The organism is Mucilaginibacter puniceus (assembly GCF_054783175.1).
This window is the reverse complement of record NZ_BAAGRB010000001.1, coordinates 514,683-541,178: the sequence shown is the minus strand read 5'-3', so window position 1 is coordinate 541,178 and position 26,496 is coordinate 514,683. Positions and strand designations below refer to the sequence as shown.

Here is a 26,496-nt window from a genome sequence, read left to right as displayed (position 1 = left end):
GTCCTTATGGCAAACATAGTATATATAGCAACAAGTATTGATGGCTACATAGCTAAAAGCGATGGCGGTATTGACTGGCTTAACGAAATACCCAATACGCAAGGCAGCGACTATGGCTTTGGTGATTTTATGAAGCGCATAGACGGTATATTAATGGGCCGCAGTACCTATGAAATTGTGATGGATTTTGAAACCTGGTTTTACCCCAAGCCGGTTTATGTATTAAGCAATTCATGGAAGGAGCTTCCGGGTAAATGGGCACATAAAGCGCAACTGGTTAAAGGCGACATTTTAGATGTGGTTAACCAACTTAATCAGCAAGGTGTGCTAAATTTATATATTGATGGCGGCAAAACCATTCAAAGCCTTTTGGCCGCCGATAAAATAGACGAAATGATCATTACCCGCGTGCCTATAGTTTTGGGCGCTGGTATCCCACTTTTTACCCCTGATCTGCCCGAACTTAAGTTTGAACATACCGCTACCGAAACCTATGAAGGTGGGTTGGTTAAAAGTAGTTATATAAGAAAAAGGTAATCATCCGCCGGGATGGTAACCGGATTGAGCCAGTCAACTTTATTTAGAGGGAACTTTTTTAAAGGCAATGTGCAAGGTGTAATTTAACTGTACGGGCTTTCCATTTTGCATTGCTGGTATCCATTGTGGCGATAGCTTTACTATTTTGGCTGCATCTTCTTCGCTAACTGTTTTCATACCTTGTATTACTCTAAAGTTTTTAACTATACCTAGTGTATCAATATTAAATTGAACATACACATCTGCCTCACTATCTGTAAAGTTGAGGTTCTGTTCCAGAAAAACATTCAATGCTTCAATGCCACCTGGAAATTTTGGCATACTATCATAGCTTGTTATAGACACTTCACCTAAGAATCCTTTAGGTATTGGTGTGTAATTAAATTTACTAGCAGTATCTATCACTTTTGCATTTTGAGCAACAGCTTTACTGTTAAGTAAATTAAAGCCCAGTAAAATAATAGCAGCTGATGCCCATCTTTTTAATGACGATTTTGTTGCCAATTGGCCTTCATTAAACCTTGCGCAAATATTATAATTGTTTTGGATAAGAATTATATCCATTTCATCCTGGCTGCAGTTGGTTAGGTCAAATACCTTTTTTTGGCATTGACGGCAGTTTTTACCACCTGCGGTATCCTCCATGCTGTCCCAACTAACGGGGCAATTAAATTTGAGCTGGGCATTTGTGATTGGATTTTTCATACGGTTTAGGCTTTACACAATTTACGCTTAAATCATCAACGATATTGTATAACCACAAACAAATTACAAAAATTAAAACCCAAACTGTTTTACCGGGTTTGAATTAGGTATTAACATAATCAGATCATGGCAAAAAGTGTAGCAGATCAACTGGTAGAGATGCTGGTTAGCGCGGGTATTAAAAGAATTTATGCCGTAACCGGCGATAGTTTAAACCATATTAATGACGCGGTAAGACGCGAGAGGAGTATACAATGGATACACGTGCGGCACGAGGAAGTGGGAGCATACGCTGCCGGGGCCGAAGCGCAGCTAAATGGTTTGGCCTGTTGCGCAGGCAGCAGTGGTCCGGGCCATGTACATTTAATAAACGGGTTATATGACGCGCATAAATCAGGCGCGCCGGTTATAGCGTTGGCTACTACTATACACAGTACCGAGTTTGGTACCGATTCGTTCCAGGAAACCAATACCATTAAACTTTTTGATGATTGCAGCCACTACAACCAAATAGCGGTTACCCCAAAGCAATTACCACGAATGCTGCAGGCCGGCATACAAGCCGCCTTACATAAAAGGGGAGTAGCGGTTGTTGGCGTGCCGGGTGATTTGGCCAGCATGGATGCCGAAGAAATTGAAACATCCATAAAAAATTATACCAATAAGCCGGAAGTAAAACCCAGCAAAGATGATTTGAATGAGTTAGCTAATTTGCTTAACCAACATCAAAAGATCACCATATTTTGTGGTATAGGTGCCGCCGGTGCGCATGACGAGGTGGTAGAGTTGTCACAAAAATTAAACGCCACAGTGGCCTACTCGTTCCGTGCTAAAATGGATATGCAATATGATAACCCCAACGAGATCGGGATGACCGGTTTGTTAGGCTTGCCTGCCGCATATCACAGTATGCATGAATCGGACCTGTTGTTGCTGTTGGGAACTGATTTTCCGTACACCACATTTATCCCTACCAATTGCAAGATAGTGCAGCTTGATATTCAGCCCGAGCGCATAGGCCGCCGCGCCAAGGTAGATATGGGTTTATGCGGATCTGTTGACGATACTTTAAGGGCTTTGCTGCCACTCATCAAACAAAAAAAGGATGATACTTTTTTACAGGCGCAATTAAAAGTTTATGCGGATGTAAAAGACAATATGCAAACCTATGTAGCCGATAGCGGCGAAAAAAACACCATACACCCCGAATTTGTGGCTGATACCATTGATAAATTAGCCGACAACGACGCGATATTTACGGTAGATACGGGTATGTCATGCGTGTGGGGGGCGCGATATATTAATGCTACAGGCAAGCGCAAAATGCTGGGTTCATTTAATCATGGGTCTATGGCTAATGCTATGCCGCAGGCCATTGGCGCGGCATTGGCTTGCCCCGGCAGGCAGGTAATTGCGCTTTGTGGTGATGGCGGCTTATCTATGTTACTGGGCGACCTGGCTACTGTGGCGCAATATAAATTGCCCGTAAAAATGGTGGTGTTTAATAACCACTCATTAGGTATGGTTAAACTGGAAATGGAAGTAGCGGGCCTGCCCGACTGGCAAACGGATATGGTTAACCCCGATTTTGCGATGGTGGCACAGGCTATGGGTATTAAAGGCATTACCGTAACCGATCCTGAAAATACCATGCAAGCGTTAAGGGAAGCATTTATGTTTGATGGCCCCGTATTGGTCAATGTCATGACCGACCCCAACGCGCTGGCTATGCCGCCAAAAATTGAATTTGAACAGGTAAAAGGCATGGCCCTATCCATGACCAAAATGATGCTTAATGGCCGCATGGACGAAGTTTTAGATACGGTTAAAGCTAATTACAAACATTTGAAGGATGTTATATAGCCTATACTTGGTGGTTCATAGTTCATGGCCAATTTTAGCTATGAACTATGAACCATATGCCATTACCTCATATATTTCTTCCACCACTCACTATTATAAGCGGCAACTTCGGTAGGTTTGCCCGGTTCGGGTACAAATAGTTCAATGTTTTTTTGCTGCGCGTATTCAACCAGTTTTTCAATAGGTTCAAACCAGTCATGCAGGGCCAAATTGAAAGTGCCCCAATGAATAGGCATCATTACTTTTCCTTTTAAGGCGATGTGCGCATTTGAGGCATGATCCGGGCCCATATGTATATCGGGCCAATGTTTGCCATAGGCACCAACTTCAAGCATCGTCAAATCAAATGGCCCGTAAGTAGCCCCAATAGCCTGAAACCCACTGAACCAACCCGAATCGGCACCAAAAAATATATTATGCTTTGGCCCTTTGATCACAAACGACGACCATAGCGTTTCATTACGGTTAAACATGCCCCTGCCCGAAAAATGGCGGGCGGGAGTAGCTGTAAGTACAATATTGTCATCTATCATGGCGCTATCGCCCCAATCCATTTCGGTGATATAATTTTCTTCAACGCCCCATTTAACCAGGTATTGACAAACACCCTGTGAACAATAAAACGGTGTTTTTTTGCCTTTAAAAAATTTGATGGTTGCCATATCCAAGTGGTCGTAATGATCATGCGATATAATTACCGCATCCAAAGGCGGCAGGTCTGCTAACGCGATTGGTGGTTGGAAGAATCTTTTTGGACCAAAATTTTGCGTAAAGGATACCCTGTTGCTCCAAACCGGGTCGGTCAATATACGTTTACCATCTATCTCAATTAATAGGCTTGAATGCCCCGCCCAGGTTACCCTTAAACCACTTTCAGGTGGTGTGTTATATACAGATACATCCGTTTTAAAAGGCCCCAAAGTTTGTTTTGGAGTTCCTTCGGCTTTATTATTAAGGTATTCTTTTAATATGGGAATCATCTTATCAAACCCGGCTTCATCTGTAGGTATGGGGTTTAAATATTTCTTTCCTTTTTTTTGCGATCCTGATAAACTCATTTATAATATATAATCAATTGATGTATAGTACATTAATAGCTAATCTGCTAACACAGGTTTTATAGTTTAGTTTTTATTAAAAAATGCAATAGCGTTGTCGCAATAATTCACCAGGGTATCCGGTAGGGTTTTAGCCGCATAAGGGTGATATCCGCCAAAAGTATGGTCGCCATTTTTCATCACTATTAATTGGGCCTTAGGTTGTGCGATTGCAAGTTCTTCGGCATGGCTTAAGGGTACTGTTTGGTCCTTGTCGCCATGAAAAATTAACCAGGGTTGTGTTATTTCGGCAGCCCGCATGGGTATATTAAACCGGTTAGGGTGCCTGTCCAGATCATCCAATAAGGTCGACTTTACCGGCATTTGCTGGCCGGTGCGCGCATTAGGGAAATACATCAAACCCTGCAAGCGCCATTGCTCCTCGGCCTTTTTGGGCCATAGGTTACGGAAGTTGGATACCGAAGCCATGGTTACCAGTTTTTTGATACGCTCATCCTCGGCAGTTTTTATAATGCTGATACCGCCACCCATGCTATGCCCAATCAGGTATATGTCTTTAGGGCGTGGTATGGACGAACCGCTGCAGGCAAAATCAATTACAGTGTTCAAATCATCCAACTCCATAGTAAATGTATTTTCACTAAAGGCGTTCAGGTCGGTAAAATCAACCGGGCTGTTAACGGTAGTACCGTTGTGCGAAAAATTGAATTTTAAATACTTGTACCCCTTTTCGGCAAAGTAAGTGGCCACCAGGTTATGGGTGCCCCAGTCTTTAAACCCTTTAAACCCATGGGCAAAAATTATTAGCGGCGCATCTTTTATTTGATCATCGTAAGTAATGTCAACCAGCATGCCCATGCCCCTTGCACCGGCTAATGTAAAAACGTCTTTTTTGATCATTGTTAATTAGGTAATATTACCGCAATAGCTAATACAATCCAAATTTTAGACTGCTAAACTTCCCCGGCGTTACAATATGTTGATATACGACGATTATCAGCCTTAAATACTTTATTTTTCAGTGCAACATTTTTATGATCTTCGTCACTTTTTTGCCTTTTTTGATGTCTAATTTGCTGATTTTGTAATATTTACCATTTAATTTATAAGCATTCTAAATACTACTGTATGACAAAGTGTTGACATTGGTTGCTGTTAAGGTTGCTATTTTTGTTGGGTCAAATTTAAAGATACCTTGAAGTATTTAAAAGTAATAGCTTTTACGCATAAACAGATCGAGCTGAAGGAGTTGGGAAAACTGGTTATTTGCCAGGAAAGCTTAACAGATAAACTTCATGAGGTTAAGGAAGCATTCGGTATATCCGAGATATTTTACCTGGCCACATGCAACCGTGTAGAATTTATTATGGTTACCCCGCAGGTAGTTGACAAAGAATTCGCCAAAAAATTTATTGAACACTTCAACATCGGCCTATGCTCGCAGCATATGGGCAGCTTTTTAGATGCGGCATTGATTTACGAGGGTAAGGACGCGTTGAACCACCTGCTGCGTACATCATGTTCGCTGGAGAGTTTGATAGTTGGCGAAAAGGAAATATTGGCGCAACTGCGAAAGGCTTACGAAGATTGTAAGACAGCAGGTTTAACCGGCGACGGGTTGCGAATGTTTATGGCCTGTGTGGTTAAAACTGCTAAAGAGGTTTATACCCACACCAATATCTCCAAAAATCCCATCTCGGTAGTATCATTGGCCTACCGTAAGTTAAAAGACTTAAAACTTTGCACCAATGCGCGTATCCTCATCATAGGCGCTGGCGAAACCAACCAAAATATCTCTAAATATCTTCAAAAGCATAAATTCTCTAACTTCTCGGTATTTAACCGTACAGTATCAAAGGCCCAAAAACTGGCTGCTGACCTGAACGGTGAAGCATTTGACCTGGAAGCATTAAAAACTTACGATAAAGGCTTTGATGTGATCATCACCTGTACTTCGTCAGTTGAGCCCATTATTACACCCGAGCTTTACAAAACTTTATTAAACGGTTGCACACATCGCAAAACTATTGTGGACCTGGCCGTTCCTAACGATACCGCGCCCGAAGTGTTAGAGCAGTTTCCGGTTAATTTTATCGAAGTACACTCGTTAAACGAAGTGGCCAAACGCAACCTGCAGGAGCGTTACCAGGAGCTTACCCAAGCCGAAGTGATTATTGAGCAAAACATGTGCGAGTTTTTGCAGATGTTGAAACAACGCAAGGTAGAGTTAGCTATGCGCCAGGTGCCTGAAAAAATTAAAGAAATACGCCATACCGCAATTAACTCGGTTTTTGCCGACGAAGTTCAAAACATGGACGAACAATCGCGCGAGATACTGGAACGTGTAATGAACTACATGGAAAAAAAATATATTAGCGTACCTATGGTAATGGCTAAGGATATATTGATCAATCAGTAAAAATTCTCAACTATTTAATTCTCTATCCCCGCAGGCGTTTGTTTGTTACAAACTTATATAATAAGCCGCCTCAAATACGTGGCCCACATGCAATTGCTGTATGCCTTCTTTTTTACTAATATCAACCGGCGTGCTTCCGGTATCGGCACAGCCTATCCATGGTTCGATACATACAAAATCCGCACCCGGCTTGCCCCATAATCCTAAGTAATTAAAGTGAGGAAACTCTACTGATAACGATTGGTCGTGTTTGGCACTTCTAATTGTAACCATACGCGTACGCATATTTTTAAACACCAGGGCATCATTAGCAAACAGGTCGCGGGTTAGGTGCAGTTTTGGGCCATCCATTGGCACCGTTTTGGTCTCGCCGGTAAAAGTACCTTCTGCCGATAGCAAATGGGTATCCACCTTCACGGTTGCATCAAACTCCAGGTAGTAATCTTCATAGTTTTCGCCTTTATTAAAAGGCACATTAAAGGCAGGGTGACCACCAACCGAAAAATAAATATCTTTTCTATCCAGATTGATCACTTTATAGGTTACGCGCAAGGCGGTATCTATTAGTTCATAATGCACCTGGAAATCAAATTTATAAGGGTACACCGCCAATGTCTTTTCGCTGTATGGCAAAGAAAATTTAGCCGATACGCTATCTGCCCCAATTAACAGCAACTCCGACTGGCGATTAAAACCATGCCTGCCCATAGGATAAGTTTTACCATCTACCAATAATTCATTATTTATTAATGACCCAATTACCGGGAACAAAGTAGGTGAATGCCACGGCCATTCAGGCCCGGCTTGCCATATATGCTCAACACCTGTTGCTTTATTAATAAATGAAGTTATTTCTCCACCCTGGTTACGTATTGTTACTTTGTAAAGATCGTTCTCAATAATAGTCATAGTGTAATGGTTTGTACTAATATATTGGTTTTACAACAAACCTACCCCTATCCTGTTTATTTTTTTGTGCAGATACTTACTTATCCGTTTTTATCAACGCCCGTATCACCGAATCCTTTTGAGTATTAGTTAGCTTATTATTAAACTTGAAAAAAGCGTTTTCAAAATCGCCATAAGCTATGTTGGGGATAACTATGTACTTGTTACCGAACTGTTTTTTAAGCCTTTCTGTAGTAGCATTACGGCTTTCCTCAGCAGGTTTATTATCATATAGAGCATCAAAATCGGGCAGGTTATCCCCGCATAACAGCACAATTTCATAATTTTTTAAAACTTGCTGCCGCCGTGCTTCTTTACTTGATATTTTATCTTTTAAAAATAGATGGGCATCATCAGCATTGGGCAATTTATATAGTTTAAGGTTTTTCAAGGTTCCCTCCCGCTCGTCTTCGTCGCGATTGGTAATATAAAAAACCTTCACTCCTTTTGATGCCGCGTATTTAAAAAACGATGGTGCACCCGGCACGGTATCGGCTATGCCTTTTGCGGTCCATTGTTTCCAAAGGTTAGGGTCAAAGTCTAAATTATTAACCGATCGTGCTGCATCATATGGGCTATTATCTAAAACTGTCTCGTCAATATCGGTAACAATGGCTAATGGTTTTTTATGGCGCTCTTTAAGCGCTGCATCCAAACTCATTTTAGCCAAATTATATGCCTGGAAACATAGGGCTTTATACTCGGCAGCGCGCTGCTGGTAAAGCAGAGCCCAGGTTTTGCCACTATTTGTGATAGATGAAAGGCCCGCCTGCTGCGCTTTTGCTTCGTTAAAAGTTAGTAAGCCAACCAATAATCCCGATAAAAATAGGGGCGAGTGTTTCTTCATTATTGCAATAATTCAGGTTTTATCTTATCTAAAAACTCTTTGGCAAACTTATTCAGCTTGGGTTGTATCACAAACGCGCAATATGATTTGGTAGAGTTACCCGCAAAATAATTTTGGTGATAATCTTCTGCAGGATAAAATTCAGTCGCGGCAGTAACCTCGGTTACTATCGGGTTATCATAAACCTTTTCGTTGGTTAACTTAACGATCATGGCCTCTGCAGCCTGCTTTTGCTCATCATTATGGTAAAATATAGCCGAACGGTATTGCGTACCTATATCATTGCCCTGGCGGTTAAGCGTAGTAGCATCATGTGTTTTAAAAAATATAAGTAACAATTCATCTAATGATAGTTCGTCTGCATCATACTCCAGTTGTATTACTTCGGCATGGCCTGTTTTGCCGGTGCATACCTGCTCATAAGTGGGGTTTGCTACATCGCCGCCCATATAGCCTGATGTTACGCTTTTTACCCCTTTAACGGTTTGAAATATGGCCTCGGTACACCAAAAGCAACCGTTGCCCAATGTTATTTTTTGCATGTTCATAATCCTATAAACGAATGTACAACCTGTTTGGTTTAAAATACTAAACCCACTATTGATTATGTCAATTTAATTACTAAATTTTACATAAACTCAAACTTCAAACTATCTACTATGAAAATTGCTGTGTTAATTGCCCGTGTATTATTGGGTCTCATCTTTTTAATATTTGGCCTTCATTTTTTTGTTCATTTTTCGTTTATACCTACAAGTGGCCCAGCTATGAGCCCCGCCGCCACGGCTTTTAATACCGGCTTATTTGGCTCAGGTTATTTTTTCCAAATGGTAAAAGTATTAGAAGTGACATGCGGTTTATTTATTTTGATCAATCGTTTTACAGCGTTCTTTTTACTGGTATTATTACCAATTAGTGTAAATATATTCTTGTTCCATGCTATATTGGCGCCATCAGGAGTAGCAATGGGTGCAGTTATATTAGTTTTACATTTATTTTTAGGCTTCGCCTATCGTAAATACTACGCCAGCCTATTCACCGCAGTCCCTACAGCCGACTAATTATGAAGATAACCGTATTAATATCCCGCCTTATACTGGGTTTTTTATACCTGGTATTTGGTTTAGATTATTTTTTGCACTTTATACCTTACCAGCCATTACATACAGGTGTAACAGGTGCATTTGTAGCAGGACTTAAAGGTGTAGGTTATTTTTATCCGATGATAAAAACCATACAAATTTTAGCGGGGCTGTCTCTACTGCTTAATCGCTATCCGGCATTTTCGGCGGTGGTAGTTTTCCCGATAAGCTTAAATGTATTGTTATTCCATACCATATTGGTTCCTTCGGGTTGGTACATGGGTCTGCTATTGTTTATACCCAATATTTTGTTGGGTTATGGCTACCGCCACTATTATAGCGGGATGTTTACTAAAGCACCTGTGGTCTGAACCTTGATTTACTTGATTAGAGGATTTCATGATTAAAATCCTCTAATCAAATAATTCTTTAATCATGTTTCAGACAAAAAAAGCCTGCTTGTTTTCACAAGCAGGCTTTTTCTTTGATATCAATTACTGATACTGTATATACATTGGTGCCGGTTTGTATTTTAATACTTCGGCAGGGGTTAGCATGTGGTGCGGCGGTTTTTTAATATCGTTTTTGTAAAACAATTTAAACCCGGTAAACTGTACCGGCTGCGGCGCAATAAAATGGCGGTAAGTGCCAAACTTTAAGTCAGGCTCTCCCCATCCATCCATATCCATTACCACTTGTACTTCGGGGCGTAATTTGATGTTTTTATAATTGGTTACCATTTTTTCAGTAAAACGGTGTACCACTAAAATTTTTGGTGGCAGGTTATATTTCTTAACCAATCCGGCTAAATAGTTTGACGCGAAGTTGATATCCGTAGCATCATAAGTACCTATTTTTTTGCCTGGTTTTGAGCCATCTTTCATAGAAAACTCCGGGTCCATACCAAAATGTACATGTGGCATCATCAGATATTTTTCTAATAAGGGCAACTCGGCTTGTATGTTACTTAATGATACCTGCACATCTAAAAACACAATAGCTTTTGCCATTTTAGCCAGGGTTAATACGCTATCAATCTGTTTAAACGGCATACGGTAACGGAACTTACCATCTTTACCACCATCGCCCTGCGCAACAACCGCTATGTAGTGCAAAGCAGGCTGTACCGGTGTTTTAGGATCGGCACGTTCCCACGCTTTAACTTCTCCTTTTAATTTGGCTATCATTTCGCGCGGAGGTAATTCTCCTAAAATACCCATCTTTTTTGAGTATAAATTACCATAATAAGCAACAATACGTTTAAATGGCAATATGGCCCCCGGCAATGGATACGGCGCACCCTTAACCGGCCATCTGCCTGTGGTATCGCCATTAGCCATGCGTTTCATTAATGAATCGTAAAGCACCTTGTCTATAGGTGGATAAGTAACACCCGAAGTAACCAGGGTATCTTCAGCAGGTGCGGTGGTTGCTACTTTTGAGGTATCGCTACCATTGGCCGCCTTATCTTTAGTATTACCCTGGCCGCAGCTGGTAAACAATACACAAAATGATAACAGGAACAGGCTGGAAAAAAACAGGTTTTTTAGTTTCATAAAAGGGGTTATGACTTATAGTCGGTGATATAACAGGGTATTGTTAAATATGTTGTTGTAAATATAATATTGCTAAAACTAATTAGTGTTTATTTTTATAAAACTTTCCAAACACTCCCAATGGAAGTTTTACACCTGATGTTGCCTGTAAATATAACTCGCCAATTTCAAGATTTTCCACTTTTGGGAATGCGCTTTTGATCAGGTTTTCTACGATCACCGCCGAGAAACCCAGCGAATAAGTATTTAATATTAAAAAGTGTTCCTCCGGATCAAGCAATTGCACTACATCCTGCATCATTTCATTAATATGGTCTTCCAGTTTCCATTTTTCGCCATTAGGGCCATGGCCATAAGCCGGTGGATCTAATATAATACCGTTATATTTTTTACCACGTTTAACCTCGCGCTTTACAAATTTTAAAGCATCCTCAACTACCCAGCGTATATTGGCAAGGCCGGATAGTTCCTGGTTCTCGTTACCCCAGGTAACTACTTGTTTGATGGAATCCACATGTGTAGTATCTGCCCCTGCCGCACGCGCCATTAACGATGCACCGCCGGTATAGGCAAAAAGGTTCAACACCTTTGGCTCGGGCGTTTCAAAGCTTTTGATGTTTTTAGAGATATAATCCCAATTTACTGCCTGTTCAGGGAAGATACCTAAATGCTTAAACGAGGTTAATGCCAGGCGGAACTTAATAGCAGCATCGTTATTTTTATACTCTATGTGCCATCTGTCGGGTGTTTCAGGGTTTTTCTTTACCCACTCGCCGGATGTAGCCGAACGGCCCCTGAATTTTATATGGTGTAGCTTTTGCCACTCGGATACAGGTAATACCTTGCTCCAAACCGCCTGCGGCTCGGGGCGAATTAATATCACATTGCCAAAACGCTCCAATTTTTCAAAATCGCCGCAATCTATCAATTCGTAATCTTTCCAGTGGGTGGGAGTAAGCAGTTGGATCATTTTTGTTGGAAGATTAGTTATTGAAGATTAAAGATTAGTTACAGGCGCAAATATATCAGTTCTTCAACTAATCTCTAATTACTAATTAACCAATCACTAAATCTTCGATTTAGCCGCCCGCATAAACTTACTGGCAAATACAAAGTCGTTTAGTTCCTGGTTATCGGTATGGGCAATTTCCTTGTTGCTCCCTTCCCACCATTTTTTTCCGTCATGCAAAAAGATGATATTATCGCCAATACCCATTACCGAGTTCATATCATGCGTTACTATTACGGTAGTTATTTTATACTCCTCAGTTATCTCGTTGATCAGTTCATCTATCAATATAGCCGTTTTAGGGTCAAGGCCCGAGTTTGGCTCATCCACAAACAAATATTTGGGCTGCATAGATATGGCACGCGCAATACCTACCCTTTTTTTCATCCCACCGGATAACTCGGCAGGGTACAATTTATTGGTATCCTGCAAATCAACCCTTTCCAAACAAAAATTGGCACGTTCCAGTTTTTCTGCACGAGATTGATCAGTAAACATGTTAAGTGCAAACATGATGTTTTCTTCCACCGTCATAGAGTCAAACAGGGCCGAGTTTTGAAACAACATCCCTATTTCTTTACGTATGGGTACGCGCTCCACAAAATTCATGGTTGTAAAGTCCTCGCCATTAAAAAACACATCGCCTTTAGTAGGCTCATGCAAGCCAACTATACATTTTAGCAACGTAGTTTTACCCGAACCCGAGCCACCTATGATCAAATTATTTTTACCCGCTAAAAACTTGGCACTGATACCTTTTAGCACATCATTATCGCCAAATGATTTATGTATATCTTTAGCCTCTATCATAACAACATACTTGATATTAAAAGATCAGCAAATAATATCATTACGCAGCTATAAACCACGCCGCGTGTAGCCGACTCGCCTACCTGCAATGCACCGCCTTCGGTATAAAAACCATTGTAAGCACATATAGAGGTAATAATAAAACCATAGGCAACTGATTTAACCGCACAAACGGTTACAATAACCGGGTTAAAACCGTCCTGTATACCATCTAAAAATTCGGTTGGCGCAATGCTTCCGGTAATAACACAAGCTAAATACCCACCCATCAACCCTAAAGAAACCGATATTATAGTTAACAACGGTACCATAGATATGCCCCCTATAATTTTGGGTGCTATTAAATAACCCGGGGCGTTAACACCCATTATCTCCAAAGCATCAATTTGCTCTGTTACACGCATAGTACCGATTTGCGATGCAATGCTGGAACCCACCCTGCCCGCCAATACTAATGCTGATATAGTTGGACTAAATTCTAATATGGTCGAGTCGCGTGCGATACTGCCCGCGGTACTTGGCGGCACCAATGGGTTGGATAGCTGAAATGCTACCTGTATGGTAGCCACTGCGCCAATAAATACCGATATAATGCAAATAATACCCAATGAGCCTACGCCGATAGATACCATTTCGCGCATTACCTCGCTCCAGTAAACACTAAATTTTTCGGGCTTTTTAAAGCTTAACTTGATTAAGAGTATATATCTGCCTAAACTATAAAACATTAATTTTTTTTAAATCGATTTAAAAATACGCTTTTTAACATGGCGTTAGCATGATGTAATAATGAAAAATACTTAAAAATGTTTGTTGCGGATACAGAAAGATCGCGTATACCTATTTTATATATGATTATAAAATTATGCTAACCACCTAATTATTAATACTATGTTTATTTATTTAACCAAAACCTTTACTTCTTTATTGGGTTAATAAATTAAAAACTACACTTATGAAAAAGAAATTATTAATAATGGGCTTATGTGCAGGCATGGCACTTTATAGCTGTAAAGGAAAAGATGATTCAGAAGGTACAGATACGATTACTACCGTAGATTCAACTACCATTGTAACCGATAGTACAACCGTAACTACTGAATCGGGAATGAACGGAACAAGTTCCGGAACAACAGACGGCAACCGGAGCACAATTGGTGCGGGTGCATCAGGCAGTGTAACAGTTTCGGGCAGCGGAAGTATGGGCAGCCCAACTAATGGTACAGTTAGTGGCTCTGCTACGTTAGATAACAGTAACCCAAAAGCAGCCGGCACAACCAAAGCAGGTATTAACAACGAAAATCCTAAAGGCGGTACCGGCGCATCCCAACCGTAATAATTTAGTGTCCTCTGTGTCTTCTTAGTGTACTCCGTGTTAAAAATTAACCGCAGAGGGCACTAAGAAGCCATTGAGAGGCGCAAAGAAATTATTTGTTATTTACTTTACTATATGCCCGTACAAATCAAAATCCTCGGCGGTATCTATCTGTACATTTACAAAACTGCCCACTGTAGCATAATCTACACGGGCATCAATTAGCACTTCGTTATCTACCTCGGGCGAGTCGAACTCGGTACGGCCAACAAAATATTCGCCGTCCTTTTTATCTATCAGTACTTTAAACGTACGGCCAATTTTTTCCTGGTTCTTATCAAATGATATACCTTGCTGTATTTCCATGATGGCATCGGCGCGTTGCTGCTTAACCTCCTCGGGTACATCATCAACTAACGAGTGCGCAGCTGTTTTTTCTTCGTGCGAGTAAGTGAAGCAACCCAGGCGGTCAAACTTAGTATCCTCAACCCAACGCTGCATTTCTTCAAAATCCTGTTCCGTTTCGCCGGGATAACCGGTTATCAATGTGGTACGCATAGCAATGCCCGGTACCTTGTCGCGTATTTGGTTTACCACATCAATGGTTTTTTGCTTGGTAATACCACGGCGCATTGATTTCAACATATTATCGGTAATATGCTGTAAAGGCATATCCATATATTTACAAATATTCTCACGCTCGTTCATCACATCCAAAATCTCCATCGGGAACCCGGAAGGATAAGCGTATTGCAACCTGATCCACTCAATACCGTTCACATCAGATAAACGGCGAAGTAATTCATCCAGGTTACGTTTGCCATATAGATCCAAACCGTAATAGGTCAAATCCTGTGCAATTAATATCAGTTCTTTAGTGCCGTTTTGGGCTAATTTTTTTGCGTTGCTTACCAACTCTTCAATCGGGGCAGTTAAGTGCTTACCACGCATTAATGGTATGGCGCAAAATGAGCAGGGACGGTTACAGCCCTCGGCAATTTTAAAGTATGCGTAATGTGATGGTGTAGTTAATAAACGTTCGCCTATCAACTCGTGTTTATAATCTGCACCTACAGACCGTAATAAATTTTGCAGATCGTTAGTACCAAAGTAAGCGTCAACATTGGTTATCTCGGCTTCCAGTTCGGGTTTGTATCGTTCAGATAAGCATCCGGTAACAATTACCTTCCCAACTTTTCCCTGGTCCTTCAATTCGCTGTATTGTAAAATAGTATCTATAGATTCCTGCTTGGCATTATCAATAAAACCACAGGTGTTTATAACAATAATATCATCCTTCCCTACCTTATCCGCCTCGTGCACCACATCAAACTGGTTGCCTTTTAATTGGCCCATCAGTATTTCGGAGTCGTAAGTGTTTTTAGAACAGCCGAGCGTAACAACGTTTACACGTGGTTTAATTATAGCCATCGGCTGATATATTTCTTTTGTCTTCAACTTAATCTTTAAATAAACTATCTACAAACCCTTTGCGGTCAAACAACTGCAAATGGTCAACACCCTCGCCTACACCTATATATTTTACCGGTATTTTAAACTGGTCTGATATACCTATCACTACGCCACCTTTGGCTGTACCATCCAGTTTGGTTAAGGCTAAAGCATTAACGGCGGTGGCTTCGGTAAATTGCTTACATTGTTCAATGGCGTTTTGCCCGGTAGATGCATCCAGCACCAGCAATATCTCATGCGGTGCACCCGGAACTACCTTCTCCATTACATTTTTAATTTTGGTGAGCTCGTTCATTAAACCAACCTTATTATGTAAACGGCCCGCGGTATCAATAATGGCTACATCATCACCGTTAGCAACGGCAGATTTCAAAGTATCAAATGCAACAGATGCCGGATCAGATCCCATAGCTTGTGCCACTACCTTTACACCAACCTTCTCGCCCCAAAGTTTTATCTGGTCAACTGCTGCAGCACGAAAGGTATCGGCAGCACCTAAAACCACCTGGTTACCCGCTTGCTTTAGCTTATGTGCCAGTTTGCCAATGGTGGTAGTTTTACCTACACCATTTACGCCAACCACCATTATTACATAAGGCTTATGGGTACCATATTCAAAATTGGAAAAATCGTTGCTATTGTTTTCAGCCAATAATTGCTGTATCTCATCGCGCAGTAAGCCGTTAAGGTCGGCGGTGCTTACGTATTTGTCTTTAGCTACACGTGCCTGTATGCGCTCAATAATTTTAAGGGTTGTAGTAACACCAACGTCTGATGTTACCAGTACCTCTTCCAACTCATCCAGCACATCATCGTCAACCGTAGATTTACCGGCTATTACTTTGGTAATTTTTGAAAAAAAGTTGTCCTTGGTTTTTTCTAAACCTGTTTCCAGCACCTCCTGCTCTTGTGGCGTGCTCTCTTTTTTCTTAAAAAAATCAAATAATCCCATGTTTTAAATGTGCAGATGTGAGGATATGCAAATGTGCAGATATATCACCACTATAACCTTAATCTATTTGTAATCCTTTTTGCTTATTAAACTATCCTCTTTATACGTTTCTGTTAATATCGTATCTCCATTTTTATTGAAATACACCCATATGCTATCCTTCTTTTCATTCTTCCAATACTTCTTAGCTGCTCTCTGTCCGTTATAATAATCCCACGATTCATCTTTTAACGCATTTCCATTAACCGTTCTATAACCCTCTGAAACCGGATAAGAATCTGGTCTGGTAAATATTCCGACTGCTAAAAGTGGAATAGGAGTACAAAAAAGCAAAGAAACTAAGGTAGACAAAAGTAAATCTTTACTAAACCACGATTTCCTTTTTCTTATAGATAAAACGATGATGCCTAGAGCCGTAATTATCCAAAACATTGGAAAAATGAATACATACCCCATTGAAGCACCGCCAGTTAATGTAGTGGCATGCATATAAAATAAAACATTAATAACTGTATAAATTAAAGCTATTAATGCGGGTATGGGATTTAGTTTCATTGGTATGCTTAGAATATATTAACTAAACAAAAAAAGCCCTCTCGTTATAACAAGACGGCCTTTATAAATTCATTAAAGCTAATTATTGACCTTTTGCCAAGGCGATCGCATCTTTAACGTGATCGTTATGTACAATTGCTTCTTTAAATGAGTAAGCGCCGGTTTTAGGCGATTTAGTCATTGTAATTACTTTTGAGTATTCTTTGCCCTGTCCGGTTTTTAGGGTCGCAACTACTTTCTTTGCCATTTCTTTATAATTATTGAATTAGTGAGTGATTGAATTAGTGAGTAACCTCACTAAGCAATTACTTAATTTCTTTATGTACAGTTACTTTTCTTAACACCGGGTTGAATTTTTTCATCTCCAAACGCTCGGTTGTATTTTTCTTGTTCTTGGTAGTAATGTAGCGAGACATACCCGGCATACCACTTGTTTTATGCTCGGTGCACTCTAAAATTACCTGAACTCTGTTACCTTTCTTAGCCATCTTATTATGTGTTGTACGTATTACGTTGTACGTTCTACGCTATTTTTTAAATGAGCTCATCCGTTGTAAACTATACGTATAACGTATAACGTCCAACGTATAACCTACTATATGTATCCTTTTTTTACAAATTTATTGATACAGGCAGTTATGCCGTTTTTGCTGATAGTTTTAACAGCAGATGTAGATACCTTTAAGGTTATCCATTTATCTTCTTCAGGAATATAAAACTTTTTAAGTTTTAAGTTTGGATGAAACCTGCGTTTAGTTTTAGCGTTCGAGTTTGAAACGTTATTACCAACAATAGATCCTTTTCCTGTTAGATCACAAATTCTTGACATGACAAATAAATTTAATTCCCTTTTTCTTAAAGAGTTTGCAAATATCAGGATTTAAACTCAAATATTCAATACTGTTGTCAAATATTTTTAAAACTTTTTATGTTATATAATAGCATAGCGTTTGTTACTGTGTAATTACACATGTTACAAACCATATAGCTACACCATTGTTATACTTATACACTAACAATTAAAATTATGGACAAATTAGAATTAAAGGGTGGCTGGAACGAGCTGAAAGGAAAAATAAAACAAGGATACGGTGATTTGACAGATGATGATTTGACCTATGAAGAAGGTAAAGAAGATGAACTGTTAGGCAAACTCCAGCAAAAAACCGGCAAGGGCCGGGATGAACTGGTAAAATGGATCAATAGCTTATAGCATCAAAGCCTCCCGAAATTCGGGAGGCTTTATTTTTTAATAATAATCCCTTATTGCAAGAATACCTTTATTATGGCTAATTTTACCTAATGAAAAATACCAAACCCACCATATTAGTAGTAAACGATGATGGCATAACCGCCCCCGGTATAAAAGCCCTGATGGATGTAATGAAAGAACTTGGCCGCGTAGTAGTTGTAGCGCCCGATAGTCCGCAATCGGGCATGGGGCATGCTATTACTATAGGCAAACCACTACGATTGGACCCGGTAGATATTTATGAGGGTGTGGAGATGTACAAATGTTCGGGCACCCCTGTTGATTGTGTAAAGCTGGCGGTTAATAAAATTTTTAAAGGCAAAAAGCCCGATCTATGCGTATCAGGCATTAATCATGGCTTAAATAATTCTATCAATGTGCTTTATTCAGGTACCATGTCGGCAGCGGTTGAGGGGGCGATAGAGAGTATACCTTCCATAGGTTTTTCTTTAGATGATTATACCCTACAGGCAGATTTTAGTCACGTAGTAAAATATATAAAAATCATAGCCCGACAGGTTTTACAAAACGGCTTACCTTCTTCCACCCTGCTTAATGTAAACTTCCCGGCTGGCGGCAACTTAAAAGGCATTAAAATATGCCGTCAGGCCAATGCCAAATGGGCCGAGGAATTTGATGAGCGCATGGACCCGCATAACCGCCCCTACTATTGGTTAACCGGGGTTTTCCAAAATAACGACCATGGCGAGGATACCGACGTTTGGGCGTTGGAGAACAACTATGTATCTATTGTACCCGTTCAGTTTGATATGACGGCGCACCACGCTATAAGTGTATTAAATGGATGGAAGCTTTAATATATGCTCAATAAAAATCACATAGTCATAGGTTTTGTTGCCGCACTGTTTTTCCCGGCTATGGCCTGGGTAATTGATGCGGTGGTATTAAATTACATTCCACAAGTAAAACAAAGCATTCCCTACCTGGCAGCAGTAGCGTTTAATTTGTTTTTGATACGCTACTTTTTCAAAAACGATCAGGACCAAACCGGCATAGGCGCTATAATTTGTACATTTATAGTCATGGCAATTGTTTTCCTTTTTAAAATGGGTAACCCTGCATGAAGTATTACCTGGTAGCCGGCGAAGCATCAGGCGACCTGCATGGCGCCAATTTGATGAAGGCCCTTAAAGAGCGCGACCCGCAAGCCGATTTCCGTTTTTTTGGTGGCGATTTGATGCAGGCCGAAGGTGGCACTTTAGTTAAGCATTATGCCGATATGGCCTTTATGGGTTTTTTAGAAGTGGTGCTAAACTTGCGTACCATTTTAAAAAATATGGCGTTTTGTAAAACGGATATTGCCGCCTGGCAACCGGATGTTTTGATATTGATAGATTTCCCGGGCTTTAATTTGAAAATAGCGGGCTTTGCCCGGCAAATTGGCTTACCTGTTCATTATTATATATCCCCAAAAGTTTGGGCCTGGAACCAAAAACGGGTATTAAAAATTAAAAAGGTGGTTAACCACCTATATTGCATACTGCCTTTTGAGGTTGATTTTTATAAAACCTGGGGTATGGATGTTGATTATGTAGGCAACCCTTTACTGGATGCTATTATCGCTTTTAAACCCGACGACAATTTTTATCAAACCCATAGCCTATCTGCAGATAAAAAAATAATAGCACTGCTACCCGGCAGCCGTAAACAGGAGATCAACTATTTATTGCCTGATATGCTAAAAGTGGCGGACCAGTTTCCAGCCTATCAATTTGTAATTGCGGGTGCGCCATCATTTAATAAAGATTTTTACACGGATTTTATTGGCGATAAAAATATTCCGGTAATTTTTAATGCTACTTATGATATATTGACCAATGCTCATGCGGCCATTGTTGCATCGGGCACCGCAACTTTAGAGACCGCATTGTTTAATGTACCGCAAGTAGTGGTTTATAAAGGCAATGCCATATCTATAGGTATTGCGCGCATGGTAGTTAAAATAAGATACATTTCCCTGGTTAACCTGATCATGAACGCGTTAGTGGTTAAAGAGCTGATACAGGAAGATTGTAACCCGCAAAAAATTGGTGCCGAATTGGAAGCTATCCTCAATAATGAAACTTACCGCAACCAAATGCTAAATAACTATGATGAGTTGGATAAAAAAATGGGGCAGCCCGGCGCGTCGGGCCGAACGGCAGAACTGATCATGAAATACAGTTCAAAAAAATAGAGCGCTCCAACAATGGGGCGCTCTATTTTTTCATAGTAGTTGTTACGATAGGTAGATGTATATATTGATCAGGCAGCTTTTTGTACGGCAGCCTGGTTGTTGCCTTTAAACTGGTTTTTCTTTCTAAAAACTTTTAAGTCTTCCATTAACAATTGTCTTAATTCATTATCAAAACGGGCCACTAATTTGCTGGTTGCTGGTTGTTTTATGGTTTTCATAGGTTAGCTATTTATAGGTTAGACAGATGTAGGGTTCGTTATTAGGCTACTGATAGTTCAGTAGGCTGTGGCATGACTTTTAAAAAAACAATTTTCGCGCCTTGTTTTATAGATCTCAGATCATTCATAATGATGTCTCTTAACTCATTATCAAAACGGGCTGCTAATTTGTTGGTTGCGGGTTTTTTGATGATTTTCATATCTATATTTTTTAATTTCTAATTACTTATTTAGTTCTCTCGTCTTCGTCAGTTTCTGTCAGGTTATCTTTCCTTCTTTTGGCTTCCTTGTACTGACGCAGTATTTGTTCTTTATCACGCTCGTCTGAAGTATGTGTTGGTTCTACGGGATTTTCCCATTCTTTCTCCTTTTCTTCAGGCTGTATCTTTTTATCTATAATAACCATGATGTTTATTTGATAAGTTATTAAGTAGTATTCCAATAAGATGCCAAAAAACCATCAGGCACTTAAAAAAGCGGATAAGAGCAAGGATTAAACTCACATTTAACTGTAAATCAATTAATTAAAAACAGAAAGATTAATTTAAGATTGTAGCAAAACGCCAACAGAGGGTGTAGATACAAGTATTCAGGACTGTACAGTAATGCGCTTTTGCTGTAGTTTTTTGCGGTTACCTATGTGTACTATCAAAGCAGTTACTGATAATATGATACCCATTATACTTACCCCGGTCCATTGATAGGTGTTCCATATATGGCTGGATAAATAGGAGCCTGTGGCTCCGCCTAAAAAATAGGTCACCATATATATGGTGTTGATACGATTGCGTGCGGAGGGGTCTAAAGCAAAAATTAATGCCTGATTTGATAAGTGCGAGGCCTGCATACCCATATCCATAGCAATAACACCTATAATTAATCCAACCATACTATATCCCGAGAAAAAGAAGATCACGAACGATAACACCAACAAAGCAATCATGCTTAAGGTTAATTTAAAGGCATCCATGGTATCGCTTAAGCGGCCTATCAATCCGGCGGCCACAGCTCCGAATGCACCCACCAGCCCAAACAAACCGGCTATGTCACTCCCCAAATTGAAGTTTGTTTTTAGCAAAAAGGATAGTGTGGTCCAAAAAGCGCTAAAGCAGGCAAAGCATAAAGCCCCCCGTGCGGCAGCAATACGCAGGGTAGGCTCTTTTTTCACCAGGTGCCACATAGATTTCATCAGGTTTTTGTACGTGCCCTTATAATCGGGGTTAATCTCAGGCAGCATAAAGTATATCAGCACCCATACAATTATCATTATACCGGCAGCCATGTAAAATACTGTGCGCCAGCCAAAATTAGCGCAAATAAAACCGGCTAATGTTCTGGATAATAAAATACCTATCAGTAGGCCACTCATCACCACTCCTATTTTTTTACCCCGCTCATGCGGATTGGCCAGGTGGGCGGCCATAGGTATTAACAATTGGGGGATATGTGAAAACACGCCTACAAAAAAGCAGGCTATTAATAGTATATGTATGTTGGGTGCAGCGGCAGCGGCAATCAACGCAAAAATAACCACACCCAGGTCCATCAGCATTAGGCGTTTGCGTTTAAACATATCCGCCAAAGGCGCAAACAACAACATGCCTACCGCATAACCAATTTGAGTGGTTGTAGATACCTGCCCGGCTTTTGCACTGCTGATATGATAGGTGTTACCAATATCAACCAATAATGGCTGGTTATAATATATATTGGCTATGATAAGGCCGGTGGCAACCGTCATTACCCATAGGGTAGTGTTTTTTAAATTTGCTGTTGTCATTATTTACCCGCAAATATGGAAAAGCATATTTAAATCCGCTAAAATTTTTATGGTATTTAATAATTGTTGCACTGGCATAGCTGTAACAATTGTTGCCTGTAGTTGTCAAAACACCAATAAATGTTGAATGCTGCAAAAAAGCTTCAAAAATTTTAAAAAAAATGCTCTTACAATAACTATTTATCATTTTTTTAATTATTAAAACAATAGTGGCTTTTTATTATCGTTAATGATATTTAAACAACAAAAAAAGAGCACAATATTAACAAATTGATAACGTTTTGGTAATTTTGTTATCAATCAAATAGGCAAAACAAGTGTTATGACAAAAAAATTACAAAAAAATATTTGCACATTAAAAACATAGTGTTACATTTACACCATAATTAATCGCAAGGATTAATTACACAAAAAAGTCTTCTCATAATTTAGGTTTATAATTGGTTAGTAAAGGCCCCTGCCCATCAGGGGCTTTACTTGTTTTATAGGTTTTGGTTTCCAGCTATTTTTTCACGAAAAAACAATTGCGCATATTTGGCATTGCACCAATTTTTACTACTTTTGCCATCCGTTGTCCGTGGGCAATGGACAGTTAGCAGTTAGCAGTTGTAATATACTGCCAACTGAAACTCAAAACTGCCACTCAAAAAAAGGGGGATTAGCTCAGCTGGCTAGAGCGCTTGCATGGCATGCAAGAGGTCATCGGTTCGACTCCGATATTCTCCACAAGTAAAGCTTTCAGGTTTTTTGGAAGCTTTTTTATGCACGGATAGAGCGTCCCGACATCGTCGGGAAGGTCATCGGTTCGACTCCGATATTCTCCACAAGTAAAGCTTTCAGGTTTTTTGGAAGCTTTTTTTATGCACGGATAGAGCGTCCCGACATCGTCGGGAAGGTCATCGGTTCGACTCCGATATTCTCCACTTAAGCTTTTAGGTTTTCTGGAAGGTTTTTTTGTGCGCGGATAGGGCGTCCGCTTTAGTGGCATTAATTTTGCACCCATTGACCTTTCCATCCAATTATGTTTAAAAAACTTTTAAAATGGGTTAGGGCGCATAATGCAAAAATTATTAATAGCATTGCCTTCTACCCGGCAATAATTTCCATCGGTTTCCTTGTACTATCGTGGGTAATGCTGCAGGTAGATTTTTCTGAGCAGGGCAAATATTTCAAGCAACAGCTTTCATGGCTTAGTTTAAAGGATGCAAGTACTGCCCGGTCCATCCTTTCTACGATCGCCGGAGGCGTGATTTCAATTACCGTGTTCAGTTTTTCCATGGTGATGATCGTGCTTAACCAGGCGGCCTCGCAAATGAGCAACCGCATTTTGAATAGCATGATAGAAAATCGCTTTCAGCAGGTTGTGCTGGGCTTTTATATCGGCACCATTGTTTATGCCCTGTTTTTGTTAAGCACTATACGCGACATCAATAGTGGTATTTATGTGCCTGCCATCAGTATTTATCTGCTTATTGCGTTTACGGTTATTGATATTTTCCTCTTTATATATTTTTTAGATTATGTGACCCAAACGGTGAAATACGAAACAGTGATCAAACGCGTGAAGGATCAAACCATGAAAGGCATGAAGACCAATTACTGTGCGTTAGCAGAAAACACCCAATGGGATGAAATTTCTTTTACAACCGTTAAGGCTCGTGAGTCGGGTTATTTTCAGGGAATAAATCAACAAAAGGTTTTGGAGATGGCGAGTAAGTACAAGGTAACTTTCTCTTTTCTACACCCTATGGGAACCTATTTGATAGCAGGCTCTGACCTTGTTAGGGTATATGCAAAAAACGAATTATCAAATGAATTTCTTGATGAACTTAACCTGCATATTGATTTTTTTGTAGGACAGCCGATCAGTCAAAATCCCGAATATGGTTTTCGTCAGTTATCAGAAGTAGCCATCAAAGCTTTAAGCCCCGGAATCAATGACCCGGCCACTGCTGTACTTAGCCTTAATGCATTGAGTGACCTGTTTGCTTATCGTTTACAAAATTGCCAGCCTACAATACTTGAAACGTCCGAAAATCAAATCGGTATTATATTGAAAGTACTCACTTATGAGGAGCTTTTCAAGGATTGTATTTACCCTATTTGGAACTATGGGAATAAAGACAGATATGTACAGCAGGCTTTATTGCACATGCTTGAACAACTTAAAAATTTAGATAACCGACAACAATACACTCATCTCTTCGGCGAGTTTTTGAACATGGTAATTTCCTCCAATCAAAAGATTATAAGCTAATTGCGTGCAGGAATTTAGCCGTCTGATTTAAATCTGTTACTCAACAGCACTGCATAATACATTGTTATCAATAATCAAACAAATTGATACAGTAATTGTATAATTTATATACTCCCGTCATTAATAATCCTGGGAAAGTTCAACCAAATTATAAATATCATGAATAAAACAGGTCTTATTATACTTACCGTATTTATTGCAGCTGGTGTCAGTTTCGGTACTGTTAAGATGATGAATAATCAGGACCAAACAGTCTCTTTTGAACAGGAAAAAACTCCGGTCCGTTTTGCATCCTCGCAATCCGGAGAGGATATGGCCGACACGTATCCCGATTTTACACAGGCTGCTGCTATTGCCTCGCAGCAGGTAGTTCACATCAAAGTACAAATTGCATCGCAGGGTTACAGCCCGGTATCTCAGGGCGCTATGGCATCGGGCTCAGGTGTTATATTAAGTGAAGATGGTTATATTGTCACTAACAACCACGTGGTAGGAGAAGCATCAAGCGTTGAAGTAGTACTGGCTGATAGGCGAACTTTTGCTGCCAGGCTTATTGGCCGGGATCCAAATACGGATCTTGCTTTAATTAAAATAAATGCAACAGGGCTTAACCCGGTAAAAATTGGTAATTCTGACCTGGTACAAGTTGGGCAATGGGTGTTAGCTATTGGTTACCCGTTTTCTTTGAACACTACTGTTACCGCAGGTATTATCAGCGCAAAGGAAAGAAGCATTGGCATTATTGGAAGTAAAGGTGAAGGAAGCGCGCCGATTGAAGCTTTTATTCAAACAGATGCTGCCATTAATCCCGGCAATAGCGGTGGCGCCTTAGTTAATACAGCAGGCGAATTAATTGGCATTAATGCAGCCATTGCTTCGCAAACCGGAAGCTATGCGGGTTATGGATTTGCCATACCTGTTAATCTGGCCAAAAAAATAGTTAATGATTTAAGGGAATTTGGTAGCGTAAAACGGGGATTGCTGGGCGTGGCTTTTCCATCACCGGCTACAGAGGACCAGGAATTGATTGAGAGGGGCATTGCACCGGGTAGTATCAAAGGTGTTTACATCACCGGTATTCAGCCAAATAGTGCCGCAGCTGCAGCCGGCTTACAGGAAGGAGATATTATTCAAAGCATAAATGGCAATACCGTTAACTCCTCGGTAGAACTTTCAGAAAGAATAGCCCGGCGCCATCCCGGCGACAAGATAGCCTTAACCTATCTGCGTAAAGGCGAAGTATTGAGCAGTAGTGCTATCCTAAAAGACCTGGAACCAGACAGATTGGCTACAAACACGGGCCCATCATTAAACGATATATATAACAAGCTTGGAGCGAAATTCGCGCCCATTAATGACCGTATTAAACAAGGTTATGGCATAAGTTCCGGGATGTTGGTTACCGCCATTGCAAGGGGCGGATTTTTTGAAAAAGTGGGTATCCAGCCGGGCTCTATTATCGTAGGTGTAAACGGGGTTCAGGTAAATACACCGATGGAATTAAACAAAACTTTAATGAGCGCCACCCGTGGGACTATCAGAATTGCCTGCATTACACCTGAGGGATCGAGAGTATTGTTTAATCTTTCTTTAGGGGCATAGTTGTATTTACTGCAATAATTACAGTTGTAACATAACCTTTTCGATTCCCGATATTCTTCAC

General features: G+C 40.3%; 32 protein-coding genes and 1 tRNA gene. 13 read left to right on the top strand and 20 right to left on the bottom strand.

The window, feature by feature from the left end:
- Nucleotides 1-6: 6 nt before the first annotated feature.
- The gene (locus ACYVJ6_RS02485) at nucleotides 7-537 is read left to right on the top strand and encodes a dihydrofolate reductase family protein (RefSeq protein ID WP_460692449.1); all 531 of its coding nucleotides are present in this window, start codon (nucleotides 7-9) and stop codon (nucleotides 535-537) included.
- A gap of 39 nt (nucleotides 538-576) precedes the next feature.
- Here the strand turns inward: ACYVJ6_RS02485 and ACYVJ6_RS02480 are convergent, their stop codons facing one another.
- The gene (locus ACYVJ6_RS02480; RefSeq protein WP_460692448.1) at nucleotides 577-1,242 is read right to left on the bottom strand and encodes an energy transducer TonB; all 666 of its coding nucleotides are present in this window, start codon (nucleotides 1,240-1,242) and stop codon (nucleotides 577-579) included.
- A gap of 126 nt (nucleotides 1,243-1,368) precedes the next feature.
- Between ACYVJ6_RS02480 and ACYVJ6_RS02475 the strand changes: the two genes are divergently transcribed.
- A complete protein-coding gene (locus tag ACYVJ6_RS02475; RefSeq protein ID WP_460692447.1) occupies nucleotides 1,369-3,105 on the top strand; it encodes a thiamine pyrophosphate-dependent enzyme in 1,737 nt (578 codons plus the stop codon).
- Between the two features lie 62 nt (nucleotides 3,106-3,167).
- Here ACYVJ6_RS02475 and ACYVJ6_RS02470 read toward each other — a convergent pair whose 3' ends face one another.
- Nucleotides 3,168-4,163, bottom strand: a complete 996-nt coding sequence (locus tag ACYVJ6_RS02470; protein ID WP_460692446.1) for an MBL fold metallo-hydrolase — start codon at nucleotides 4,161-4,163, stop codon at nucleotides 3,168-3,170.
- Nucleotides 4,164-4,229: 66 nt separating this feature from the next.
- Entirely contained in the window at nucleotides 4,230-5,063 is an 834-nt protein-coding gene (locus tag ACYVJ6_RS02465; protein ID WP_460692445.1) for an alpha/beta hydrolase family protein, read from the bottom strand.
- A 295-nt stretch (nucleotides 5,064-5,358) separates the two neighbouring features.
- Here ACYVJ6_RS02465 and hemA point away from each other — a divergent pair, with 295 nt between their 5' ends.
- Nucleotides 5,359-6,582 carry a glutamyl-tRNA reductase gene (gene hemA / locus ACYVJ6_RS02460; RefSeq protein ID WP_460692444.1) on the top strand — a complete coding sequence of 408 codons (1,224 nt, stop codon included), beginning with the start codon at nucleotides 5,359-5,361 and terminating at the stop codon, nucleotides 6,580-6,582.
- Nucleotides 6,583-6,627: 45 nt separating this feature from the next.
- Here hemA and ACYVJ6_RS02455 read toward each other — a convergent pair whose 3' ends face one another.
- From ACYVJ6_RS02455 to msrA, 3 genes are all read right to left on the bottom strand, one after another.
- The gene (locus tag ACYVJ6_RS02455; protein WP_460692443.1) at nucleotides 6,628-7,491 is read right to left on the bottom strand and encodes an aldose 1-epimerase family protein; all 864 of its coding nucleotides are present in this window, start codon (nucleotides 7,489-7,491) and stop codon (nucleotides 6,628-6,630) included.
- A gap of 76 nt (nucleotides 7,492-7,567) precedes the next feature.
- A complete protein-coding gene (locus ACYVJ6_RS02450; RefSeq protein ID WP_460692442.1) occupies nucleotides 7,568-8,377 on the bottom strand; it encodes a 5'-nucleotidase, lipoprotein e(P4) family in 810 nt (269 codons plus the stop codon).
- A complete protein-coding gene (gene msrA, locus ACYVJ6_RS02445) occupies nucleotides 8,377-8,919 on the bottom strand; it encodes a peptide-methionine (S)-S-oxide reductase MsrA (protein WP_460692441.1) in 543 nt (180 codons plus the stop codon). The genes ACYVJ6_RS02450 and msrA overlap by 1 nt, the downstream gene beginning before the upstream one ends.
- Before the next feature lie 117 nt (nucleotides 8,920-9,036).
- Here msrA and ACYVJ6_RS02440 point away from each other — a divergent pair, with 117 nt between their 5' ends.
- Nucleotides 9,037-9,438, top strand: a complete 402-nt coding sequence (locus tag ACYVJ6_RS02440) for a hypothetical protein (protein ID WP_460692440.1) — start codon at nucleotides 9,037-9,039, stop codon at nucleotides 9,436-9,438.
- Nucleotides 9,439-9,440: 2 nt separating this feature from the next.
- The gene (locus tag ACYVJ6_RS02435; protein ID WP_460692439.1) at nucleotides 9,441-9,830 is read left to right on the top strand and encodes a hypothetical protein; all 390 of its coding nucleotides are present in this window, start codon (nucleotides 9,441-9,443) and stop codon (nucleotides 9,828-9,830) included.
- A 123-nt stretch (nucleotides 9,831-9,953) separates the two neighbouring features.
- Here the strand turns inward: ACYVJ6_RS02435 and ACYVJ6_RS02430 are convergent, their stop codons facing one another.
- The 4 genes from ACYVJ6_RS02430 to ACYVJ6_RS02415 all read right to left on the bottom strand — a co-directional run bounded on the left by ACYVJ6_RS02430 (nucleotide 9,954) and on the right by ACYVJ6_RS02415 (nucleotide 13,562).
- Nucleotides 9,954-11,015, bottom strand: coding sequence for a hypothetical protein (locus tag ACYVJ6_RS02430; RefSeq protein WP_460692438.1), 1,062 nt, complete (start codon nucleotides 11,013-11,015; stop codon nucleotides 9,954-9,956).
- 82 nt (nucleotides 11,016-11,097) lie between these two features.
- Nucleotides 11,098-11,985 (bottom strand): class I SAM-dependent methyltransferase, encoded by an 888-nt coding sequence (locus ACYVJ6_RS02425; protein WP_460692437.1) that lies wholly within the window; start codon nucleotides 11,983-11,985, stop codon nucleotides 11,098-11,100.
- Between the two features lie 96 nt (nucleotides 11,986-12,081).
- The gene (locus ACYVJ6_RS02420) at nucleotides 12,082-12,834 is read right to left on the bottom strand and encodes an ABC transporter ATP-binding protein (protein WP_460692436.1); all 753 of its coding nucleotides are present in this window, start codon (nucleotides 12,832-12,834) and stop codon (nucleotides 12,082-12,084) included.
- Entirely contained in the window at nucleotides 12,831-13,562 is a 732-nt protein-coding gene (locus ACYVJ6_RS02415) for an MlaE family ABC transporter permease (RefSeq protein ID WP_460692435.1), read from the bottom strand. Before ACYVJ6_RS02415 ends, ACYVJ6_RS02420 begins: the two co-directional genes overlap by 4 nt.
- Before the next feature lie 227 nt (nucleotides 13,563-13,789).
- Between ACYVJ6_RS02415 and ACYVJ6_RS02410 the strand changes: the two genes are divergently transcribed.
- Nucleotides 13,790-14,170 carry a hypothetical protein gene (locus ACYVJ6_RS02410; protein ID WP_460692434.1) on the top strand — a complete coding sequence of 127 codons (381 nt, stop codon included), beginning with the start codon at nucleotides 13,790-13,792 and terminating at the stop codon, nucleotides 14,168-14,170.
- Between the two features lie 102 nt (nucleotides 14,171-14,272).
- Here ACYVJ6_RS02410 and rimO read toward each other — a convergent pair whose 3' ends face one another.
- The 6 genes from rimO to rpmB all read right to left on the bottom strand — a co-directional run bounded on the left by rimO (nucleotide 14,273) and on the right by rpmB (nucleotide 17,958).
- A complete protein-coding gene (gene rimO, locus ACYVJ6_RS02405) occupies nucleotides 14,273-15,580 on the bottom strand; it encodes a 30S ribosomal protein S12 methylthiotransferase RimO (protein ID WP_460692433.1) in 1,308 nt (435 codons plus the stop codon).
- 28 nt (nucleotides 15,581-15,608) lie between these two features.
- On the bottom strand, nucleotides 15,609-16,574 hold the full coding sequence (ftsY, locus tag ACYVJ6_RS02400; RefSeq protein WP_460692432.1) for a signal recognition particle-docking protein FtsY: 966 nt from the start codon (nucleotides 16,572-16,574) through the stop codon (nucleotides 15,609-15,611).
- 63 nt (nucleotides 16,575-16,637) lie between these two features.
- Nucleotides 16,638-17,129: a hypothetical protein gene (locus ACYVJ6_RS02395; protein WP_460692431.1), complete on the bottom strand. Its 492-nt coding sequence runs from the start codon at nucleotides 17,127-17,129 to the stop codon at nucleotides 16,638-16,640.
- A gap of 82 nt (nucleotides 17,130-17,211) precedes the next feature.
- On the bottom strand, nucleotides 17,212-17,376 hold the full coding sequence (locus ACYVJ6_RS02390) for a DUF4295 domain-containing protein (RefSeq protein WP_460692430.1): 165 nt from the start codon (nucleotides 17,374-17,376) through the stop codon (nucleotides 17,212-17,214).
- 58 nt (nucleotides 17,377-17,434) lie between these two features.
- The gene (rpmG, locus tag ACYVJ6_RS02385; protein ID WP_067063463.1) at nucleotides 17,435-17,617 is read right to left on the bottom strand and encodes a 50S ribosomal protein L33; all 183 of its coding nucleotides are present in this window, start codon (nucleotides 17,615-17,617) and stop codon (nucleotides 17,435-17,437) included.
- A 107-nt stretch (nucleotides 17,618-17,724) separates the two neighbouring features.
- Entirely contained in the window at nucleotides 17,725-17,958 is a 234-nt protein-coding gene (gene rpmB / locus ACYVJ6_RS02380; protein WP_460692429.1) for a 50S ribosomal protein L28, read from the bottom strand.
- A gap of 198 nt (nucleotides 17,959-18,156) precedes the next feature.
- Between rpmB and ACYVJ6_RS02375 the strand changes: the two genes are divergently transcribed.
- From ACYVJ6_RS02375 to lpxB, 4 genes are all read left to right on the top strand, one after another.
- Complete coding sequence (locus tag ACYVJ6_RS02375; protein WP_460692428.1) at nucleotides 18,157-18,342, top strand: CsbD family protein; 186 nt, start codon at nucleotides 18,157-18,159, stop codon at nucleotides 18,340-18,342.
- Nucleotides 18,343-18,431: 89 nt separating this feature from the next.
- On the top strand, nucleotides 18,432-19,199 hold the full coding sequence (gene surE, locus ACYVJ6_RS02370; protein ID WP_460692427.1) for a 5'/3'-nucleotidase SurE: 768 nt from the start codon (nucleotides 18,432-18,434) through the stop codon (nucleotides 19,197-19,199).
- A 3-nt stretch (nucleotides 19,200-19,202) separates the two neighbouring features.
- Nucleotides 19,203-19,466 (top strand): hypothetical protein, encoded by a 264-nt coding sequence (locus ACYVJ6_RS02365; protein WP_460692426.1) that lies wholly within the window; start codon nucleotides 19,203-19,205, stop codon nucleotides 19,464-19,466.
- Nucleotides 19,463-20,578: a lipid-A-disaccharide synthase gene (gene lpxB, locus ACYVJ6_RS02360; protein ID WP_460692425.1), complete on the top strand. Its 1,116-nt coding sequence runs from the start codon at nucleotides 19,463-19,465 to the stop codon at nucleotides 20,576-20,578. The genes ACYVJ6_RS02365 and lpxB overlap by 4 nt, the downstream gene beginning before the upstream one ends.
- Before the next feature lie 68 nt (nucleotides 20,579-20,646).
- On the opposite strand, the gene ACYVJ6_RS02355 is transcribed toward lpxB, so the two are convergent.
- The 4 genes from ACYVJ6_RS02355 to ACYVJ6_RS02340 all read right to left on the bottom strand — a co-directional run bounded on the left by ACYVJ6_RS02355 (nucleotide 20,647) and on the right by ACYVJ6_RS02340 (nucleotide 22,576).
- Nucleotides 20,647-20,796, bottom strand: a complete 150-nt coding sequence (locus ACYVJ6_RS02355; RefSeq protein WP_460692424.1) for a hypothetical protein — start codon at nucleotides 20,794-20,796, stop codon at nucleotides 20,647-20,649.
- Nucleotides 20,797-20,837: 41 nt separating this feature from the next.
- Nucleotides 20,838-20,996: a hypothetical protein gene (locus ACYVJ6_RS02350; protein WP_460692423.1), complete on the bottom strand. Its 159-nt coding sequence runs from the start codon at nucleotides 20,994-20,996 to the stop codon at nucleotides 20,838-20,840.
- Between the two features lie 26 nt (nucleotides 20,997-21,022).
- Nucleotides 21,023-21,238 (bottom strand): hypothetical protein, encoded by a 216-nt coding sequence (locus ACYVJ6_RS02345; protein ID WP_460692422.1) that lies wholly within the window; start codon nucleotides 21,236-21,238, stop codon nucleotides 21,023-21,025.
- 147 nt (nucleotides 21,239-21,385) lie between these two features.
- The gene (locus ACYVJ6_RS02340) at nucleotides 21,386-22,576 is read right to left on the bottom strand and encodes an MFS transporter (protein ID WP_460692421.1); all 1,191 of its coding nucleotides are present in this window, start codon (nucleotides 22,574-22,576) and stop codon (nucleotides 21,386-21,388) included.
- Nucleotides 22,577-23,228: 652 nt separating this feature from the next.
- Between ACYVJ6_RS02340 and ACYVJ6_RS02335 the strand changes: the two genes are divergently transcribed.
- From ACYVJ6_RS02335 to ACYVJ6_RS02325, 3 genes are all read left to right on the top strand, one after another.
- Nucleotides 23,229-23,302: transfer RNA gene (locus ACYVJ6_RS02335), tRNA-Ala, on the top strand.
- 295 nt (nucleotides 23,303-23,597) lie between these two features.
- Nucleotides 23,598-24,833: a DUF2254 domain-containing protein gene (locus tag ACYVJ6_RS02330; RefSeq protein ID WP_460692420.1), complete on the top strand. Its 1,236-nt coding sequence runs from the start codon at nucleotides 23,598-23,600 to the stop codon at nucleotides 24,831-24,833.
- A 159-nt stretch (nucleotides 24,834-24,992) separates the two neighbouring features.
- On the top strand, nucleotides 24,993-26,435 hold the full coding sequence (locus ACYVJ6_RS02325; RefSeq protein WP_460692419.1) for a S1C family serine protease: 1,443 nt from the start codon (nucleotides 24,993-24,995) through the stop codon (nucleotides 26,433-26,435).
- Nucleotides 26,436-26,496 lie beyond the last annotated feature (61 nt).